16 protein-coding genes are annotated in these 17,859 nt (G+C 73.3%); 7 read left to right on the top strand and 9 right to left on the bottom strand.

Annotated elements, in window-relative coordinates; translation table 11 throughout:
* Window positions 1-29 precede the first annotated feature (29 nt).
* The 6 genes from ACZJYS_RS05625 to mnhG are packed head-to-tail and all read left to right on the top strand — an operon-like array spanning window position 30 to window position 6,027.
* Complete coding sequence (locus ACZJYS_RS05625) at window positions 30-2,903, top strand: monovalent cation/H+ antiporter subunit A (RefSeq protein WP_379651800.1); 2,874 nt, start codon at window positions 30-32, stop codon at window positions 2,901-2,903.
* Window positions 2,903-3,247, top strand: a complete 345-nt coding sequence (locus ACZJYS_RS05620; RefSeq protein WP_379641004.1) for a Na+/H+ antiporter subunit C — start codon at window positions 2,903-2,905, stop codon at window positions 3,245-3,247. The genes ACZJYS_RS05625 and ACZJYS_RS05620 overlap by 1 nt, the downstream gene beginning before the upstream one ends.
* Before the next feature lie 8 nt (window positions 3,248-3,255).
* Entirely contained in the window at window positions 3,256-4,869 is a 1,614-nt protein-coding gene (locus ACZJYS_RS05615; protein WP_379651799.1) for a monovalent cation/H+ antiporter subunit D, read from the top strand.
* On the top strand, window positions 4,866-5,351 hold the full coding sequence (locus ACZJYS_RS05610) for a Na+/H+ antiporter subunit E (RefSeq protein WP_493176381.1): 486 nt from the start codon (window positions 4,866-4,868) through the stop codon (window positions 5,349-5,351). Before ACZJYS_RS05615 ends, ACZJYS_RS05610 begins: the two co-directional genes overlap by 4 nt.
* Window positions 5,348-5,629 (top strand): K+/H+ antiporter subunit F, encoded by a 282-nt coding sequence (locus ACZJYS_RS05605; RefSeq protein ID WP_109517466.1) that lies wholly within the window; start codon window positions 5,348-5,350, stop codon window positions 5,627-5,629. The genes ACZJYS_RS05610 and ACZJYS_RS05605 overlap by 4 nt, the downstream gene beginning before the upstream one ends.
* Window positions 5,626-6,027 carry a monovalent cation/H(+) antiporter subunit G gene (mnhG, locus tag ACZJYS_RS05600; protein WP_109517467.1) on the top strand — a complete coding sequence of 134 codons (402 nt, stop codon included), beginning with the start codon at window positions 5,626-5,628 and terminating at the stop codon, window positions 6,025-6,027. Before ACZJYS_RS05605 ends, mnhG begins: the two co-directional genes overlap by 4 nt.
* 15 nt (window positions 6,028-6,042) lie before the next feature.
* Here mnhG and ACZJYS_RS05595 read toward each other — a convergent pair whose 3' ends face one another.
* Window positions 6,043-6,753 carry a metallophosphoesterase gene (locus ACZJYS_RS05595; RefSeq protein ID WP_379651798.1) on the bottom strand — a complete coding sequence of 237 codons (711 nt, stop codon included), beginning with the start codon at window positions 6,751-6,753 and terminating at the stop codon, window positions 6,043-6,045.
* Complete coding sequence (locus tag ACZJYS_RS05590) at window positions 6,750-7,445, bottom strand: GntR family transcriptional regulator (RefSeq protein ID WP_493176378.1); 696 nt, start codon at window positions 7,443-7,445, stop codon at window positions 6,750-6,752. Before ACZJYS_RS05590 ends, ACZJYS_RS05595 begins: the two co-directional genes overlap by 4 nt.
* Before the next feature lie 112 nt (window positions 7,446-7,557).
* Here ACZJYS_RS05590 and ACZJYS_RS05585 point away from each other — a divergent pair, with 112 nt between their 5' ends.
* Window positions 7,558-8,421, top strand: a complete 864-nt coding sequence (locus ACZJYS_RS05585) for a fumarylacetoacetate hydrolase family protein (RefSeq protein ID WP_493176376.1) — start codon at window positions 7,558-7,560, stop codon at window positions 8,419-8,421.
* A 40-nt stretch (window positions 8,422-8,461) separates the two neighbouring features.
* Here ACZJYS_RS05585 and ACZJYS_RS05580 read toward each other — a convergent pair whose 3' ends face one another.
* The 7 genes from ACZJYS_RS05580 to fliN all read right to left on the bottom strand — a co-directional run bounded on the left by ACZJYS_RS05580 (window position 8,462) and on the right by fliN (window position 17,763).
* A complete protein-coding gene (locus ACZJYS_RS05580) occupies window positions 8,462-9,463 on the bottom strand; it encodes a Bug family tripartite tricarboxylate transporter substrate binding protein (protein WP_493176374.1) in 1,002 nt (333 codons plus the stop codon).
* A gap of 124 nt (window positions 9,464-9,587) precedes the next feature.
* Entirely contained in the window at window positions 9,588-11,906 is a 2,319-nt protein-coding gene (locus ACZJYS_RS05575) for a methyl-accepting chemotaxis protein (protein WP_379652394.1), read from the bottom strand.
* 131 nt (window positions 11,907-12,037) lie between these two features.
* Window positions 12,038-12,892, bottom strand: coding sequence for a nucleotide-binding protein (locus ACZJYS_RS05570; RefSeq protein ID WP_379652393.1), 855 nt, complete (start codon window positions 12,890-12,892; stop codon window positions 12,038-12,040).
* Window positions 12,889-13,998 carry a flagellar biosynthesis protein FlhF gene (locus tag ACZJYS_RS05565; RefSeq protein ID WP_493176371.1) on the bottom strand — a complete coding sequence of 370 codons (1,110 nt, stop codon included), beginning with the start codon at window positions 13,996-13,998 and terminating at the stop codon, window positions 12,889-12,891. The genes ACZJYS_RS05570 and ACZJYS_RS05565 overlap by 4 nt, the downstream gene beginning before the upstream one ends.
* Before the next feature lie 11 nt (window positions 13,999-14,009).
* Window positions 14,010-16,091, bottom strand: coding sequence for a flagellar biosynthesis protein FlhA (flhA, locus tag ACZJYS_RS05560; protein ID WP_109517474.1), 2,082 nt, complete (start codon window positions 16,089-16,091; stop codon window positions 14,010-14,012).
* A gap of 6 nt (window positions 16,092-16,097) precedes the next feature.
* On the bottom strand, window positions 16,098-17,498 hold the full coding sequence (locus ACZJYS_RS05555) for a sigma-54-dependent transcriptional regulator (protein ID WP_493176369.1): 1,401 nt from the start codon (window positions 17,496-17,498) through the stop codon (window positions 16,098-16,100).
* Between the two features lie 4 nt (window positions 17,499-17,502).
* Entirely contained in the window at window positions 17,503-17,763 is a 261-nt protein-coding gene (gene fliN, locus ACZJYS_RS05550; RefSeq protein WP_245906413.1) for a flagellar motor switch protein FliN, read from the bottom strand.
* Between the last annotated feature and the right edge of the window lie 96 nt (window positions 17,764-17,859).

Raw genomic sequence — 17,859 nt, 5'->3', positions numbered from 1 at the left:
TCCCGGCCTGAAGGAGAGAACCGCCGCTGATGCCTGATGCTCTTTACCTTTCGACGGCGATCGGCCTGCCCTATCTCGGGGCGCTGGTCACCGCGCTGCTGCCGGCCAATGCCCGCAGACTGGAATCCTGGCTGGCCGGTGCCGTCGCGCTGCTGACGCTCACCATGGTGTGGCTCTGCTACTATCCCACCATCGCCGAGGGCGGGGTGGTCCGCGCCGAGATCGCCTGGGTGCCGCAGCTCGGGCTGAACCTGGTCCTGCGGCTGGACGGCCTGGCCTCGGTCTTCGCGGTGATGGTGGCGGGCATCGGGCTGCTGGTCGTGCTCTACGCGCGCTACTACATGTCCTCGGACGACCCGATCCCGCGCTTCTTCGCCTTCCTGCTCGCCTTCATGGGCTCGATGATGGGGCTGGTGCTGTCGGGCAACCTGATCCAGCTCGTCTTCTTCTGGGAGCTGACCAGCCTCTTCTCCTTCCTGCTGATCGGCTACTGGCAGCACTCCGCCCAGGCGCGGGACGGGGCGCGCATGGCGCTCACCGTCACCGCCAGCGGCGGGCTGGCGCTGCTGGCGGGCGTGCTGCTGCTCGGCCACATCGTCGGCAGCTACGACCTGGACCGGGTGCTGGCCTCGGGCGATGTCATCCGCGCCCACCCGCTCTACCTGCCGGCGCTGGTCCTGGTCCTGCTGGGCGCCCTCACCAAGAGCGCGCAGTTCCCCTTCCACTTCTGGCTGCCGCACGCCATGGCGGCGCCCACCCCCGTCTCGGCCTACCTGCACTCGGCGACGCTGGTGAAGGCCGGCATCTTCCTGATGGCGCGGCTCTGGCCGGTGATGGCCGGCACCGACGCCTGGTTCTGGATCCTCGGCAGCGCGGGCATGATCACGCTGCTGCTCGGCGCCTATGTCGCCATCTTCCAGCACGACATGAAGGGGCTGCTGGCCTATTCCACCATCAGCCATCTCGGGCTGATCACGGTGCTGCTCAGCCTCAACAGCCCGCTGGCCATGGTGGCGGCGATCTTCCACACCATGAACCACGCCACCTTCAAGGCCTCGCTGTTCATGGCCGCCGGCATCATCGACCACGAGACCGGCACGCGCGACATCCGCAGGCTCTCGGGCCTCAACGCCACCATGCCCTTCACGGCGCGGCTGGCGATGGTGGCCGCCGCCGCCATGGCGGGCGTGCCGCTGCTGAACGGCTTCATCTCCAAGGAGATGTTCATCACCGAGACGCTGTCGGCCTCCACCGCGCCCACCATCCTGCACAGCCTGCTGCCGCTGGGCGCGGCGCTCGCCAGCATCTTCGCGGTGGCCTACTCGCTGCGTTTCATCCACGGCGCCTTCTTCGGCCCCACCACCGGCGACATGCCGCACACCCCGCACGAGCCGCCACAATGGATGCGCCTGCCGGTGGAGGTGCTGGTGTTCGGCTGCATGGTGGTGGGCATCCTGCCCGCCGCCACCATCGGGCCGTTCCTCGATGTCGCGGTGCGCTCGGTGCTGGGGGAGGCCACGCCCTATTACAGCCTGGCGGTCTGGCACGGCTTCAACCTGCCGCTGGTGATGAGCCTCATCGCCCTGGCCGGCGGCGCGCTGCTCTACCGCCTGCTGCAACGCCACCTGAACGCCGGCATCGACGGCACGCCGCTGCTGCGCCGCCTGGACGGAAGGCGCCTGTTCGACCGGGTGATGGTCTTCCTCTCCTGGCGCTTCGCCCGCACGCTGGAGCGGCTGCTCGGCACCAGCCGGCTGCAGACCCAGCTGCGGCTGATGGTCTGTGTCACCATCCTGGCCGCGGTACTGGCGCTGGCGCCGCATGATTTCGGCCTCGGCGTGCTGCAGCTGAGCCCGGCCGATCCGGTGATCGGGCTGGTCTGGCTGGCGGGCAGCCTCTGCGCCCTGGCGGCCGCCTACCAGGCCAAGTACCACCGGCTGGCGGCGCTGGTGCTGCTGGGCGGCGCCGGGCTCGCGGTCTGCATCACCTTCGTCTGGTTCTCGGCGCCCGACCTCGCGGTGACCCAGCTGCTGGTCGAGGTGGTGACGACGGTGCTGCTGCTGCTCGGCCTGCGCTGGATGCCCAAGCGCCTCGAGCTCGCCGGCTCCGGCCGGCTGCTGTCGCGGCTGCGGCGCTACCGCGACTTTGCCATCGCGCTGGGAGCGGGCCTGGGCCTGACCGCCATCTCCTACGCCACCATGACCCGCGTCTCGCCCGAGGGCATCTCCCGCTTCTTCCTGGAGCGCGCCTACAGCGAGGGCGGCGGCACCAACGTGGTCAACGTCATCCTGGTGGATTTCCGCGGCTTCGACACCTTCGGCGAGATCACGGTGCTCTGCATCGTGGCGCTCACCGTCTTCGCGCTGCTGCGCCGCTTCCGCCCGGCGCCGGAGAGCATCGGCGTGCCGGACCAGCAGCAGGGCGACGTGCGGAACTGGATGATGGTGCCCGCCGTCACCATGAAGCTGCTCTTCCCGCTGATCGGCGTGGTGGCGGTCTACCTGCTGCTGCGCGGGCACGACCTGCCGGGCGGCGGCTTCGCCGGCGGGCTGATGCTGGCCATCGCCATCCTGCTGCAATACATGGCCGGCGGCACGCGCTGGGTGGAGGACCACCTGCGCGTCCATCCGCTGCGCTGGATGTCGGCGGGGCTGCTGCTGGCCGGCGGCACGGGGCTTGCCGCCATGGCCTTCGGGCAGCCCTTCCTGACCTCCTACTTCGCCTATGCCGATCTCGGCTGGCTCGGCAAGCTGCCGGTGGCCAGCGCGCTGATCTTCGACATCGGCGTCTTCGCCCTGGTGTTCGGCGCCACGGTGCTGATGCTGATCGCCATCGCCCACCAGTCGGTGCGCAGCCAGCGCGCCGCGCCGACGCCCCCGCCGGCCCCGCAGGAGGAGCGCTGATGGAACTCATCCTGGCCCTGAGCATCGGCGTGCTGGGCGGCTCGGGCGTGTGGCTGCTGATGCGGCCGCGCACCTTCCAGCTCATCATCGGGCTTTCGCTGCTCTCCTACGCGGTCAACCTGTTCATCTTCAGCATGGGCCGCTTCCCCGTGGGGCGGCCGCCCGTGCTGGAGCCCGGCACCGCCGGCGACCCGGCGCAGTATGCCGACCCGCTGCCGCAGGCGCTGGTGCTCACCGCCATCGTCATCGGCTTCGCCACCACGGCGCTGTTCCTGGTGGTGATGCTGGCCGCGCGCGGCCTGACCGGCGGCGACCATGTGGACGGGCGGAGGCAGGACCGTTGAGCGGCTGGATGCAACACCTCGCCATCGCGCCGATCCTGCTGCCGCTGCTGGCCGGCGCCATCATGATCCCGATGGACGACCAGCGCGGCCGGCTGCGCGCGGCGCTGGGCGTCGCCTCGGCGCTCGGCCTGCTCGGCATCGCCATCGCCCTGGCCTTCCTGGCCGATGCGGGCGATGCGGCGCCGGTCTTCGTCTACCGCCTCGGCAACTGGCCGGCGCAGTTCGGCATCGTGCTGGTGGTGGACCGGCTGGCGGCCATGCTGCTGCTGCTCTCCGCCGTGCTCGGCCTCGCCGCGCTGCTCTTTTCCCTGGTGCGGTGGCAGCGCATGGGCGCGCATTTCCACGCCCTGTTCCAGTTCCAGCTGATGGGGCTGAACGGCGCCTTCCTCACCGGCGACCTGTTCAACCTCTTCGTCTTCTTCGAGGTGCTGCTGGCCGCCTCCTACGGCCTGGCGCTGCACGGCTCGGGCGTTGCGCGGGTGAAGGCGGGGCTGCACTACATCGCCATCAATCTTGCGGCCTCGCTGCTGTTCCTGATCGGCGTCAGCATGATCTACGGGGTGGCGGGCACGCTCAACATGGCCGACCTCGCCGCCCGCATCCCCGCCCTGCCGGCGGAGGACCGGCCGCTGCTGGAGGCGGGCGCCGCCATCCTGGCCATGGCCTTCCTGGCCAAGGCGGCGATGTGGCCGATGGGCTTCTGGCTCGCCCCCACCTATTCGGCGGCGAGCCCGCCCGCCGCCGCCATCTTCTCGATGATGAGCAAGGTGGGCTTCTACGCCGTGCTGCGCCTCTCGCTGCTGCTGTTCGGCGCCGAGGCGGGGGCGTCGGCCGGCTTCGGCAGCACCTGGCTGTTCCTCGGCGGGCTGGCCACCATCGCCTTCGGCGCCATCAGCGTGCTGGCCACGCAGGACCTCTCGCGCCTGGCCGGTGCCAGCGTGCTGATCTCCTCCGGCACCTCCCTGGCGGCGCTGGGGGCGGGGCAGGAGGCCGTCACCAGCGGCGCGCTGTTCTACCTGGCCAGCTCGGCGCTGGCGATCGGCGCCTTCTTCCTGCTGGTCGAGCTGCTGGAACGCGGCCGCGAGGTGGGCGCCGACGTGCTGGCGGTGACCCAGGAAGCCTATGGCGGCAAGACCGAGGAGGATGAGGAGGAGGTCGAGGTGGGCACGCCCATCCCCGCCACCATGGCGGTGCTCGGCGGCTGCTTCCTCTGCTGCGCCCTGGTGCTGGCGGGGCTGCCGCCGCTCTCCGGCTTCATCGCCAAGTTCGCCATGCTGGACGGCATCCTCAACCCGCAGGGGCTGGGGCAGGGCGCGGCGGCGGTGCCGCCCGATGGCTGGGCGCTGCTGGCGGCGCTGATCCTCTCCGGCCTCGCCACGGTGCTGGCGATGACGCGTGCCGGCATCCGCAGCCTGTGGGCGGCCACCGACCGCGCCGTGCCGCGCGTCGGCGTGGTGGAGATCGCCCCCATCCTGCTGCTGCTCGGCCTGTGCATCGGCATGACGGCGGGGGCGGGGCCGGTGCTGCGCTACATGCAGGCCACCGCCAGCGCGCTGCACACGGCGCCGAGCTACATGGGCAGCGTGGTGCCGGTGGATGGCACGACGGAGGCCCGGCCATGAGGTGGCTGCTGCCGCACCCGGTCGTCTCGGCCGGGCTGTTCGTCTTCTGGCTGCTGGCCAGCCGCAGCGTGGCGCCGGGGCCGGTGGTGGTGGGCGCCATCATCGCCGTGCTGGGTGGCTGGGCGCTGGCCCTGCTGGACCCGCCCCGGGTGCGCATCCGCCGCCCCGGGCTGATCCTGCGGCTGCTGGGGCGGGTCTTCGTCGACATCATCCGCTCCAACATCGCCGTGGCGCGGATCGTGCTGAGCCGCAGGCCGGCGCGGCGCGCCGGCTTCATGCACATCCGACTGTCGCTGCGGGAGCCGCACGCGCTCGCCGCGCTGGCCTGTATCCTCACCGCCACGCCCGGCACCGCCTGGCTGGAATTCGACCCGGAGGAGGGCTGGCTGCTGCTGCACGTCCTCGACCTGATCGACGAGGCGGAGTGGATGCATATCGTCAAGGAGCGCTACGAGGCGCCGCTGCTGGAGATCTTCCGATGAGCCTTGTGGTGCTGAGCTGGTCGCTGTTCGCCGCGCAGATCATGCTGGGCCTGGCCTTCGGCTGCACCGCCTGGCGCGTGCTGCACGGCCCGCGCGCGCAGGACCGCGTGGTGGGGCTCGACATCCTCTACATCAACGGCATGCTGCTGCTGCTGACCTTCGGCATCCGCACCGGCACCGACCTCTATTTCGAGGCGGCGCTGGTGGTGGCGCTGCTGGGCTTCGTCAGCACCGCGGCGCTGGCCAAGTTCCTGATGCGCGGCGAGGTGATCGAATGAACCATCTGGCGGAGCTTCCCGCGCCGGTGGCGCTGCTGGCCTCGGCGCTGGTGCTGGCGGGGGCCTTCCTGTCGCTGGCCGGCTCCTTCGGCCTGCTGCGGCTGCGCACCTTCTACGACCGGCTGCACGCGCCCACCATCGCCACCTCCATGGGCATCAGCTGCGTGCTGCTGGCCTCCATGGTGGTGTTCACCGCGCTGCAGTCGCGGCTGGTGATCCACGAGGTGCTGGTGGGCGCGCTGGTGGTGCTGACCACGCCGGTGACGCTGATGCTGGTGGCGCGCACCGCGCTGCACCGCGACCGGCTGGAGAACAACCCCGGCGTGCCGCGCGCCGCCGCGCCGGACGAGACCGCGGAACACCCGGAGGCGGCGCGGCCGGAGGGGCCACCCGCCTGAGCCTGCCGCCGCGCCTCAGGCCTGGAGGAAGCCCAGCCGGTCCTCCTCCAGCACGGCGCAGGTGAGGGGTCCGCCGGACCAGGCGGCGGTGTCGAGATTGATGCGGTTGTGGCGGATCTCGGGCTCCGCCCGCGCGGTGTGGCCATGCACCACCACGACACCGTGCACCGCCTCGCTGGAGAGGAAGGGCTGCCGGATGCGGATCAGGTCCTCCGCCGACTGCGCCTCCAGCGGCAGGCCGGGCCGGATGCCGGCATGCACGAACAGATACCCCCCCGCCCGGTGCCAGCGCCCGAGGCGCCGCATCCACGCCAGATGCGCGGCCGGAATCGCCTCGCGCCACAGCGCGGGCGCGGCCTCGGCCGGCAGGCCGTAGCTTTGCAGGGTGGGGCGGCCGCCGCACCACAGCCAGTCCGCCACGTCGCCCGGCGCGCCCTCCAGCGCCGCCAGCATTGTTGCCTCGTGGTTGCCGCCCAGGTCGATGCGCCGCGCCGGCAGGGCCGGGGGGGCGCTGAGCCAGTCCAGCACGCCGGCGCTGTCCTCGCCCTTGTCCACATAATCGCCGAGATGCAGCAGCGTCGGCCGCGCGACGGGGCGGGCGGCGAGGTCGTCCGCCACCAGCGCGTGCAGCCGCCGCAGCCGGGCCGCGCAGCCATGGATGTCGCCCACGGCATAGATGCGCTCCTCCGGCGGCAGCCGGGCCGGGGCGGGGCGGAAGTCGATCATGCCGCGCCGCCCTCCAGCCCGGCGCCGACATAGGCCCCGGTCTGCTCGTAGTGCCGGGCCAGCAGGGCGGTGGCCTCCTCGGCGTCGCGCGCCAGCACCGCGCGGGCGATGGCGGCGTGCTCGGCGGCCACGTCCCGGCCCGGATAGGCGCGGAGGCTGGAGATCGCCCGGTAGCGCTGCGCCTCCTCGCGCAGCTTCTCGCAGAAGGCCAGGAGCTCCGGCGCGCCGCAGGCTGCCAGCAGCGCCCGGTGGAAATGGCGGTGGCATTCCTCCCACTCCGGATTGGCGACGAGCCGCTGCGGGTCGAGCGAGCGCGCCAGGCGTTGCAGCCGGTGCCCGGACAGCAGCACCGCCTCCTCCCACGCGGCATCGCCGCAGCGCAGGGATTCGCGCAGCGCCGCGCACTCGGCCAGCACGCGGCTGCGGATCAGCCCGGCAAGGGCACCCGGCGGCGCCGCCGCAACGCGGAAGCCACGATGCTCCGCCTGCTCCGCCAGCCCTTCCGCCGCCAGCCGCGAGAGCGCCTCCCGCATCGGCGAGGCACCGGCGCCGTAGCGTTCCGCCAGCGCGCGCAGTGTCAGGCGGCCGCCGGGCGGCAGGGCGCCGGAGAGGATATCGGCGCGCAGGCGGCGGTACATGGCACGCGCCAGCGTGGTGTCCGGCAGGTCAGGCGGGGTGTCGGAAGGTGGCATGGGCGCCGCATGATCGTCATTCCTGGGGAGCAATGCAAGGATTGCCGAAAATGCGGATTGACGGCAGCGGATTTTCGACAAGACTCCCGGAAACCCCGGAAGGAACTTCCCCATGCGCCTGATCGCATTCCAGCACGAGGGACGTGCGGCCCTCGGTGCCCGGCTGGGCACGGAGGTCGTTCTCCTCGCCGACGTGGTGCCGGGCCTGCCGCAGGACCCTGCCCTGGCCCTGGCCGCGCTCGGGCTGCCGGAGGGCGCCCCCGCCCTGGCCGCGCGCCTCGCCGATGCGCCGCGCCGGCCGCTCGCCGGGCTGACCCTGCTGCCCGTCATCCCGCGCCCCGGCAAGGTCGTCTGCATCGGGCTGAACTACGCGCTGCACGCCAAGGAGGGGAACAACCCGATCCCCGACTATCCGGCGGTGTTCTTCCGCGGCCCCACCTCGCTCGCCGCGCATGGCCAGGCGCTGCTGCGGCCGAAGGCTTCCGACAAGTTCGACTACGAGGCGGAGCTGGCCATCGTCATCGGCAAGCGCGCGCGGCACCTCAGAGAGGCCGAGGCGCTCTCCTGCGTCGCCGGCTACACCTGCATGAACGAGGGCTCGGTGCGCGACTACCAGCGCAAATCCACCCAGTGGGGCATGGGCAAGAACTTCGACCGCACCGGCGGCCTCGGCCCCGAGATCGTCACGCCCGACGAGCTGCCGCAGGGGCCCAACGCGCTGCGCATCACCGCCCGCCTCAACGGCGAGACGATGCAGGACAGCAACACCTCCGACATGATCTTCTCCGTCCCGCGCATCCTCGCCATCCTCTCCGAGGCGATGACGCTGGAGCCGGGCGACGTCATCGCCACGGGCACGCCGAGCGGCGTCGGCTATGCCCGCAAGCCGCCGGTCTTCATGAAGGGCGGCGACACGATGGAGATCGAGATCGAGGGCATCGGCATCCTCGTCAACACCGTCGAGGACGAGGCCTGAGCGGGCGGCCGCCGCGCCATCGGGCGTGGCGGCCACGACCTCATTGCACGGTGATGTTGCGGCTCCGGATCACCGCGCGCCACTTGGCGTTCTCGGCCGTGTGGTAGGCCGGCCATTCGGCGGGCGTCTGGGTCTCGGGCGTCACCGCCAGGGCGGCGAGCCGCTCGCGCGTCTCGGGCGCCGTCATGGCGGCGCGGGTCAGCGCGTGCATACGGGTGACGATCTCGGCCGGGGTGCCGGCCGGGGCGAGCAGGGCGATGTGCTCCTCCGCCTCGTATTCGGGGAAGCCCTGCTCGCGGAAGGTCGGGATCTCCGGCGCCACGGCGCTGCGCTCGCGTGAGGAGATGGCGAGAGGCCGCAGCTCCCCCGCCTGGATCAGCGGCAGCAGGCCCGAGGCGGCCTGGATGACCATGGAGACCTCCCCCTGCATCGTGCCCTGCACCGCCTGCGCGCCGGAGCGGTAGCCGACATCGCCGAGCCGCAGCCCGGCGGCCTGCAGGAACAGCTCGGTCGCCAGATGGGTGGAGCTGCCGGTGCCGGAATTGGCGAAGGTCATGGTGTGGCCGGGCTGCTTCGCCAGGGCGACGAACTCGGCCAGGCTGCGGGCGGGCGAGGCCTTCGGCACCACCAGGATCATCGGCTGCGCGGCGATGAGGCCGACACCGGTGAAGGCCTGCGCGTTGTCATAGGGCAGGTTGTAGAGGTGCGGCGCCATGGCATAGGTGCTGACGGTGCCGACCAGCAGCGTGTGGCCGTCCGGCCGCGCCCGCGCGACGGAGGCGAAGCCGATCGTGCCGTTCGCCCCCGCGCGGTTGTCGATGACGAAGCTCTTGCCGGTGTCCTGCGAGAGGCGTGCCGCCAGGATGCGGGCCACCGCGTCGGTGGAGCCGCCGGCGGCCCATGGCACCACCATCGTCACCGTGTGGGCGGGAAAGCCGGCGGCGCCCTGGGCAGCACCTTGGGCAGAGCCCGTGCGCGGGAGGGCGAGGGAGAGGGCGGGCAGGGCCAGGGCGGCCCTGCCGAGATCGCGGCGGGTGAACATCGGGCGTTTCCTCATGGCCCGCATCCTCCGGGCCTTGCGGAATTGTCACGACCGAGGCGGCGGAGACAAGAGGCTTCCGCACCGGCGGGCACCGTGCCCGCCGGCCTTTCCAGGATCCCGCGCCTCAGGCGCGGATCGCCACCAGGAACTCGCTGGAGCGGGTGCGGAGCTGCCCGGCCTGGCTGGCCAGCTCCTCCGTGGCGCCCAGCATCCCCGTCGCCGCCTGGCGCGTCTCCTGCGCCACCTGCCGCACGCTGGCGATGCGCTGCGTCACCGTGCCGGTGGCCTCGGCCACCTGCGCGGCGCTGCGGGCGATCTCCTGCGTCGCCGCCCCCTGCTCCTCGACGGCGGCGGCGATGGCGGTGGAGATCTCGTTGGTCCGCTCCACCGTGTTGCCGATGCCGCGGATGGCCTCCACCGCGCGCGTCGTCACCGCCTGGATCTCGGCGATCTGGCTGCCGATCTCCTCCGTCGCGCGGGCGGTCTGTCCGGCCAGGTTCTTCACTTCGGAGGCCACCACGGCGAAGCCCTTGCCCGCCTCGCCGGCGCGGGCGGCCTCGATCGTGGCGTTCAGGGCCAGCAGGTTGGTCTGCCCGGCGATGTTGCCGATCAGCTTCACCACATCGCCGATGCGCGCCGCGCTCTCGGCCAGGCTGCGCATGGTCTCGTCGGTCGCGCGCGCCTCAGCCACCGCCTGGCGCGTCACCGAGGCGGCCTCGGAGACGCGGCGGGTGATCTCGACGATGGAGGCCGCCATCTCCTCGGAGGCGGCGGCGACCGCCTGCACATCGGCATTGGCGCGGCCGGCGGCGTCGGCCACCAGCCCGGCCTGCTGGTCGGACTGCTCGGCGCTGGCGGAGAGATGGCGGGCCGCCGTCTCCATGTCGCCGCTGCGGGCCACCACGGTCTCGACCACGCCGCCCACCTCGCCCTCGAAGGTGTTGGCGAGGCGCGCCTGCTCCGTGACCACTGTCCAGACCATCATCGGGCCGACATAGCCGCCGGCATTGTCGCGGATGGCGGAGACGTTGAGGTCCATCACCTCCGCGCCCACGCGGATGCGGGTGCGGTAGGGCAGGCGCGAGCCATCGGCCAGGATCTCCTGGATGGCGCCGGGCTGGCGGTGGAAGATGTCGATGCTGCGGCCCACCACCTCCTCCACCGGGCAGGGCAGGATCTGCGGGATGCGCTCGGTCAGGATCTCGCGCATGCGGGCGTTGAGGTAGGTGATGCGGAAGCCGTCCTCCGGGTCCGCCATCACCACGCCCGTCGGCATCTGCTCCAGCATCTGGCGCTGCGCGAAGGCCTCGGCCACCGTGCCGCGCAGCGCCTCGACGGCGCCGGCGATGGCGCCGATCTCGTCACGCCGGTCACGGTCGGTCACCTCCACCTTGGCGTCGCCGCCGGCGATGCGGGCGAGGATGCCGGAGAGGCGGCGGAGCGGGGCGGAGATGGCGCGGGTGGTGCCCCAGCCGGCCAGCACCGCCACCAGCCCGACCAGCACGCCGGCGATCAGCGTGTTCTGCCGCACCGTCTCCATCGCCGCCTCGGCGGCGGCGATGGAGGATTGCGCGCGCAGCGCCAGCCGGTCCTTGACGCCGTCCAGCGCCTCCTCCAGCTGCGCCATCGCCGGCCGCACCTGCTGCTCGCGCAGCGTGCGGATGGCGTCGAGCGCATTCACCGACTCATCCGACGCGCTGGCCAGAGTGGTGCTGGCGCGGCCCAGCACCTCGACGCTCTGGCGCAGGGAATCGTTGAACGGCCCGGACTGGAAGCCGCGCAGGTGCACGCGCTGCTGCGCGATGGCGCGGCGCAGCCGGCGGGACTGGTCCTCATCCTCCGTGCTCAGGAAGCGCTGGATGCTGGCGCGCATCTCGCCCACGGCGGCGTGGTAGGACATCAGCCGCTGGCGCATCTCGTCCACCCGGCCCGGTTCGGTCAGGTCGAACTGCAGGCTGGCCTGCACCGCCTCGAAGCGCTGGTCGTACTCGCCCATCGCGGGGAACAGCACCTCGTCGCGCCGCTGCAGCAGCATGCGGCGCTGCTGGATCACCGCCTCCAGGGCCTTGGCATAGGCATCGATGCGCGGCAGCACGGCCTCGGCCTGGGCGCGGTCCTCGCCGGAGAGCATCGCCAGGCTCTCCTGCACCCGGCCGCGCAGCCCCTCGAGGGCAGCCTGGTTGCTGGCCCAGGCGGTGTCGAGCGCGGCGGCCGACTGCGCGTTCTCCGCCGTGCTGTTGGCGAGCGCCGCGCGCGCCGCCTCGGCGAGGGCGCTGCGCAGGGTGGTGTCCGCCGTGGAGGCCGTGTGCAGGTCGCTCACCCGCTCGTCGATCTCCGACAGGCCGAGATTGGTGCGCACCACCAGCACCGTCAGCAGGATCAGGGTGAGCGTGACCGAGAGGCCCAGCTTCATCCCCACAGACAAATTCTTCAGAAGGCGCATCGGGGCAGGGTCCTGGAGCAAGAAGACTGCCTATCTTCTCCTCAGGTCTTAACAGCCTGTTTCCCTGCCGGCCGGATGGTCGTCCGGCCGATCCGGCAAGCCCCCTTGCGAGGAGAGATTTTGTAAACCCTTCACCGCACCGCGGCGAAGGCGGCACGCAGGCCGAGCCCGCCGGCCAGAGCCTCCACATCGGCCGCCGCGGCGCTGCCGGGGTGGCGTGTCAGCAGCGGGGTCTGCCGGCGGATGGCATCGCGCACCTTCTCGTCGCGCCGCACCACGCCGGCCAGCGGCACCTGCCGGCGCAGGAAGGTGACGCAGGCGCGCTGCAGGGTGGCGGCGGTGCGGCGGCCGCGCGCCGCGTCCATCGCCTGGTTCACCACGATGCGCGCCTCGGCACCAGGCCGGTCCTGGCCGTGCAGCTTCAGCACGGCATAGGCGTCGGTCAGGCTGGTTGGCTCGTCGGTGGCCACCACCAGCAGCAGGTCCGCGCTGGCGGCGAGGCGGCGCGTCGGCGGCGCAAGCCCCGCGCCGAGGTCGAGCAGCACCACGTCCCAGAAGGTGGCGCCGTCGCGCAGCAGGGCGGCGACGCGCTCCACCGTCGCAGCCTCCATCGCCGCCAGCGCGCCGCTGCCGGAGCGGCCGGCCAGCACGTCGAAGCCGCCTGCCGGGTGGCGCAGCACCGCCTGGCGCAGGCTGAGCCGGCCGGTCAGCAGCCCGTGCAGGTCCCGCTCCGGCTGCAGGCCGAGCTGCACATCGACATTGGCGAGGCCGAGATCGGCGTCCACCAGCAGAACCTGCAGGCCGCGCCGGGCCAGCGCCTGGGCCAGGGTGATGGAAAGCCAGGTCTTGCCCACGCCGCCCTTGCCGGAGGCGACGGCGACGATGCGGCCCGGCGGCAGCAAGGGCTCCGGCAACAGCGGCTCGGGCAACAGCGGTTCGGGCAGCGGCGGCTCCGGGGAGAAGGCCGCGCGGGGTTCGATCATCATGCGAAGTCTCCGGCCGGAAGCGTGGCAGGGGCACGGAACAGGGCGTTGCGCGCCGCCGTCGCGGCGGGCTGATGGGCGGCCGTGGAGCCGGGCGGGCCGGCATGGGTGCGGCGGCGCAGGCGCTCCGCCATCCAGGCGGGCGAGAGCGGCAGCAGCCCGTCGGCCAGGCGGTTGCCGGCGCCGGCCTCGGCGATGACCAGGCTGGCGGCGGCGGCGGCGGAGAGCAGCCCCCCCATCCGCCGCGTGGCGTCCAGCCGCGTCGGGATCATGTGGGTGGCGCCGAGGGCGCGGAAGGCGCGGGCCAGGTCGGCCGCCTCGGCGCTGTCCAGCCCGGCGGGCAGCACCAGCGCGACATGGGCGCGGGTGGCCTGGATCAGCGCCAGCAGGGCGCGCGCCTGCTCGGGGTCGAACGGGTCCGTGCCGGGGGTGTCGATCAGCACGCCGCCGGGCGGGCGCAGCGCCACGGCCTGCAGCGCGGCGGCCGGGCTGGCGGCGTGGCTGAGCGGCGCGCGCAGCAGGGCGGCGACGCCGACGAGCTGCGCCGCCGCGCCGGGGCGCTGCTGGTCGGTGTCGACGATCAGCGGCGGCGTGGCGCCGGAGAGCACCTGGCGCGCCGCCAGCTTCACCGTGGTCAGCGTCTTGCCGGCGCCGGGGGGGCCGGCCAGCAGCAGCGGGCGCTCCTCCGGCGGCGGCAGCCGGCCGAAGCGCAGCGTGGCGGCCAGCATGGCCTCCAGCGGGCCCGACAGCAGCCGTTCGCGCAGCGCCCCGGGCACGCCATGGAAGGCCAGCGCGGCCGCAGCCTCCTCCGCCGCCCCGCCCGGCAGGGGGGGGCCAGCCGTGGAAAGGGCGGGCAGCGGCAGGGCGAAGCTTTCCGGGAGCGGCGCCTGCGCGGGGGAAAAGGCGGGCATCAGCGGCTCCTCCAGGAATTCCTTGGGCAGCGGTTCCTCGGGCGGCCCGTCGGGCGGCTCCGGCTCCACCCCGCCGGTGACCTCATAGCCCTCGCCGACGCGGCGGGAAGCGAGCAGCACCGCCTCCGGCCCCAGCTCGGCGGCGAGCAGGCGCATGGCATCGGCCATGCTGCGGGCGCGGACGACGCGGATGCGCATGCCGCCGCGCCTCAGACGCTGCCGAGCACGCGGATGCGCGCGCGGGGGTGGATCTCGGCCTGGGCCAGCACCGGCGTGGCGGGGCGGAAGCGCTCCACCACCGCGCGCAGATGCGGCCGCAGCGCGCCGGAACAGACCAGCGCCGGCATCTCGCCGCCCGCCGCCGCCTGGTCCAGCGCCTGGCGCAGCCGCTGGATGAAGTCGGAGAGCTGCGCGGGCGGCATGGCGAGCTGGCGGTCCTCGGCGGGGCCGACCAGCGCCTCGGCGAAGGCGGCCTCCCAGGAGGCGCCGAGGGTGAGCAGCGGCACGTCGCCGCGCGGGCCGCGCAGCGCGTCGGTGATCTGCCGCGCCAGCCGGGCGCGGACGATGGCGGTGATGCCGGGGATGCTCCGCCCGCCGCCCGAGGTGGCCTCCTGGATGCCCTCCAGGATGGTCGGCAGGTCGCGGATCGAGACGCGCTCGGCGAGCAGGGATTGCAGCACGCGCTGCACGGTGCCGATGCTGGCCTGGGCCGGGATCAGGTCGCCCACCAGCCGGCGCTGCTCCTCGGGCAGGCCGTCCAGCAGGCGGCGGGTCTCGGAATGGGAGAGCAGCTCGGCCATGTTCTCGCGCACCACCTCGGTCAGGTGGGTGGCCAGCACGCCGGCGGCGTCCACCACCGTGGCGCCGCGCGCCAGGGCGAGGTCGCGCCGGCTCTCCTCGATCCACAGCGCCGGCAGGCCGAAGGCCGGCTCCGCGCAGCGCTCGCCCGGCAGGTCGCGCAGCGCCTCGCCCGGGTCGATCGCCAGCACCAGGGGCGGGCGCAGCTCGCCGCGCGCCGCCTCCACATCCTTCACGCGCATGACGTAGGTGTTGGCGCCGAGCTGCATGTTGTCCTGCACCCGCACGCTCGGCAGCACGAAGCCCATCTCCTGCGCGATGCTGCGGCGGAGCGCCCGGATCTGCTCTGTCAGCCGCGGCGCGTCGCCCGAGGCGAGGGACAGCAGGCCGTAGCCGATCTCGAGCTTCAGGGCATCGAGCCGCAGCGCCTCGGCCACGGGCGCGTCGGCGGCGGCGGCGCCATCGGGCGTGGCGGCCTCGGGCGGCGGCGCGGCGGCGGCGGCGCGCTCCGCCTGGCGGCGCGACCAGGCGGCGGCGCCGGCCGCGCCGGCCAGCGCCAGGAAGGGCAGCGCCGGCATGCCCGGCAGCAGCGCCATCACGCCCGCCGCACCGGCGGCGATGCCGAGCGGCTTGGCGCCGCTGCCGAGCTGCCCGGCGATGAGCTGGTCCGCCCGCCCCTCCGAGGCGCCCTTGGTGACGACGATGCCGGCGGCGACCGAGGTGAGCAGCGAGGGGATCTGCGAGACCAGCCCGTCGCCCACGGTGAGGGTGAAGAAGGTCTCCGCCGCGTCGCCGAAGCCCATGCCATGGCGGCCGACGCCGATGGCGAGCCCGCCCAGCAGGTTGACGAAGGTGACGATGAGGCCGGCCACGGCATCGCCGCGCACGAACTTCGCCGCGCCGTCCATGGCGCCGAAGAAGGCGCTCTCCTCCTCCAGCTCGCGGCGGCGCAGCCGCGCCTGGGTCTCGTCGATGGTGCCGGCGGAGAGGTCGGCGTCGATCGCCATCTGCTTGCCCGGCATGGCGTCCAGGCTGAAGCGCGCCGAGACCTCGGCGATGCGCCCCGAGCCCTTGGTGACCACCATGAAGTTGACGACAAGCAGGATGGCGAAGACGACGAAGCCGATCAGCACGTCGCCGCCCATCAGGAAGCTGCCGAAGGCGGCGATGACGCCGCCCGCCGATTGCGGCCCCTCATGCCCGTGCGTCAGCACCATGCGGGTGGTGGCGATGTTCAGCGCCAGCCGCAGCAGGGTGGTGAGCAGCAGGATGGTGGGGAAGCTGGTGAAATCCAGCGGCCGGCGCAGCATCAGCGCCACCACCAGCACCAGCACGGAGGCGGTGACGGAAACGGCCAGGCTGAAATCCAGCAGCATCACCGGCAGCGGCACCAGCATGATGCCGACCAGGGCGACGACGCCGACGGCCAGCGCGATGTCGCTGCCCGGATTCAGCCGGTTGAGGCTGGCGGAAAGGGTGAAGCCGGCGGCCATGGCGGCTTACCGCGCCGCCATGGCGTAGCCGGCCGCCGCCGTCACCGGCAGGCCCATGCCACGGTAGTCCTGCAGCTTGTTGCGCAGGGCGCGGATGGAGATGCCGAGCACCTCCGCCGCGCGGGTGCGGTTGCCGAGGCAGTGGGCGAGGGTGCGCAGGATCAGTTCGCGCTCCACCTCCTCCATGCTGCGGCCGACCAGCGCGGCGATGCCATCCGCCGCCGCGTCCGGCGCGAGGCCGGGCGCGGCGGGGACGGTGATCTGGGGCAGGGGCGGCGGCGGCGCGGCGGGCGCCGGCGTGGCGCCGCCCAGCTCGATCGCCTCGGCGCCGATCTCGGTGCCGCAGGCCATCAGCACGGCGCGGTGCAGGGCGTTCTCCAACTCCCGCACATTGCCCGGCCAGGCATGCGCCAGCAGAGCGGCGCGGGCGGCGGCGGAGAGCGGGCGTGGCGGCAGCCCGTTCACCGCCGCGAAGCGGGCGGCGAAGCACTCGGCGAGCGGCAGGATGTCGCCCGGCCGCTCGCGCAGCGGCGGCAGGCGCAGCCGCACCACGTCGAGCCGGAAGTACAGGTCCTCGCGGAAGCGCCCGGCGCGCACCTCGGCCATCAGGTCGCGGTTGGTGGCGGCGAGGATGCGGACATCGACCCGCACGGGGCGCGTGCCGCCGAGCCGGTCGATCTCCCGCTCCTGGATGGCGCGCAGCAGCTTGGCCTGCAGCCGCAGGTCCATCTCGCCGATCTCGTCGAGCAGCAGCGTGCCGCCGGCGGCCTGCTCGAACTTGCCCTTGCGCGCGGCGACGGCGCCGGTGAAGGCGCCCTTCTCGTGGCCGAACAGCTCGCTCTCCAGCAGCGTCTCCGGCAGGGCGGCGCAGTTGAGCGCGACGAAGGGGCCGGCCGCGCGGCGCGAGCCCGCATGGATGCGCCGCGCCACCAGCTCCTTGCCGGTGCCGCTCTCGCCGGTGACGAGCACCGAGGCCTCGGCCCGCGCCACCTGGTCGGCGCGCGCCAGCATGGCCAGCATGGCGGGGTCGCGCGCCACCATGGCGTTCCGCTCATCCGCCTCGCCGGCGGCGGCCTGCAGCATGGTGGCGATCAGCTCCGCATCCGGCGGCAGCGGCAGGAAGTCCCGCGCCCCCTCGCGGATGGCGCGCAGCGCGGCGGGCGCCTCGGATTCCGGGCCGCAGGCGATGAGCGGGCAGAGGATGCGCTCGGCCAGCATGGCGCGGATCAGCCAGCCGGCATCGTGCACCACCTCGCACAGCACCACGTCGGCGCCCTCCTGGCGCAGCCGGGCGAGCGCCGCAACCACGCCGGAGGCCTGCGCGACCGTGGCGCCGCGCGCCTGCGCCATCCGCGCCGCCTGGCCGAGCGGCCCTTCCAGCGCGCCCACGATCAGCACCCGCGGCATGGCGTCACGTCACCCGGTCGGTCTTGACGATCTCGGTCATGGTGACGCCGAGCCGGTTCTCGCCCACCATCACCACCTCCCCGCGCGCGACGAGGCGGTTGTTGACGTAGATGTCCACCGCCTCGCCCAGCTTGCGGTCCAGCTCCACCACCGCGCCGCGGCCGAGCTTGAGCAGCTGGCTCACCTGCATGGTGGCGCGGCCGAGCACGGCCGAGACCTGCACGGGAATGTCGTAGATGGCGCCGAGCCCCTCGGCGCCGGGCATGGCCGGGCGGGCGGCGTCGGGCTCGAGCTCCTCGAGCGGGGGCAGGGCGGCGTAGGTGGGGTCGGGCATCTTGCCTCTCTCGCGGTCTCAGCGTGT

It is taken from the genome of Roseomonas sp. TS2, from assembly GCF_058833935.1.
The sequence above is the reverse complement of the archived record's forward strand: the minus strand, read 5'-3'. Positions and strand labels throughout refer to the sequence as shown.

Bases quoted from the DNA above. Each gene is read 5' to 3' on its own strand.
- ACZJYS_RS05565 (WP_493176371.1), bottom strand. From the start codon at position 13,998: ATGCGCATCCGCGTCGTCCGCGCCCGCAGCATGGCCGATGCCATGCGC.
- ACZJYS_RS05610 (WP_493176381.1), top strand. From the start codon at position 4,866: ATGAGGTGGCTGCTGCCGCACCCGGTCGTCTCGGCCGGGCTGTTCGTC.
- ACZJYS_RS05555 (WP_493176369.1), bottom strand. From the start codon at position 17,498: ATGCCGCGGGTGCTGATCGTGGGCGCGCTGGAAGGGCCGCTCGGCCAG.
- fliN (WP_245906413.1), bottom strand. From the start codon at position 17,763: ATGCCCGGCGCCGAGGGGCTCGGCGCCATCTACGACATTCCCGTGCAG.
- mnhG (WP_109517467.1), top strand. From the start codon at position 5,626: ATGAACCATCTGGCGGAGCTTCCCGCGCCGGTGGCGCTGCTGGCCTCG.
- ACZJYS_RS05575 (WP_379652394.1), bottom strand. From the start codon at position 11,906: ATGCGCCTTCTGAAGAATTTGTCTGTGGGGATGAAGCTGGGCCTCTCG.
- ACZJYS_RS05580 (WP_493176374.1), bottom strand. From the start codon at position 9,463: ATGTTCACCCGCCGCGATCTCGGCAGGGCCGCCCTGGCCCTGCCCGCC.
- flhA (WP_109517474.1), bottom strand. From the start codon at position 16,091: ATGGCCGCCGGCTTCACCCTTTCCGCCAGCCTCAACCGGCTGAATCCG.
- ACZJYS_RS05590 (WP_493176378.1), bottom strand. From the start codon at position 7,445: ATGCCACCTTCCGACACCCCGCCTGACCTGCCGGACACCACGCTGGCG.
- ACZJYS_RS05620 (WP_379641004.1), top strand. From the start codon at position 2,903: ATGGAACTCATCCTGGCCCTGAGCATCGGCGTGCTGGGCGGCTCGGGC.
- ACZJYS_RS05585 (WP_493176376.1), top strand. From the start codon at position 7,558: ATGCGCCTGATCGCATTCCAGCACGAGGGACGTGCGGCCCTCGGTGCC.
- ACZJYS_RS05595 (WP_379651798.1), bottom strand. From the start codon at position 6,753: ATGATCGACTTCCGCCCCGCCCCGGCCCGGCTGCCGCCGGAGGAGCGC.
- ACZJYS_RS05625 (WP_379651800.1), top strand. From the start codon at position 30: ATGCCTGATGCTCTTTACCTTTCGACGGCGATCGGCCTGCCCTATCTC.
- ACZJYS_RS05605 (WP_109517466.1), top strand. From the start codon at position 5,348: ATGAGCCTTGTGGTGCTGAGCTGGTCGCTGTTCGCCGCGCAGATCATG.
- ACZJYS_RS05570 (WP_379652393.1), bottom strand. From the start codon at position 12,892: ATGATGATCGAACCCCGCGCGGCCTTCTCCCCGGAGCCGCCGCTGCCC.
- ACZJYS_RS05615 (WP_379651799.1), top strand. From the start codon at position 3,256: ATGCAACACCTCGCCATCGCGCCGATCCTGCTGCCGCTGCTGGCCGGC.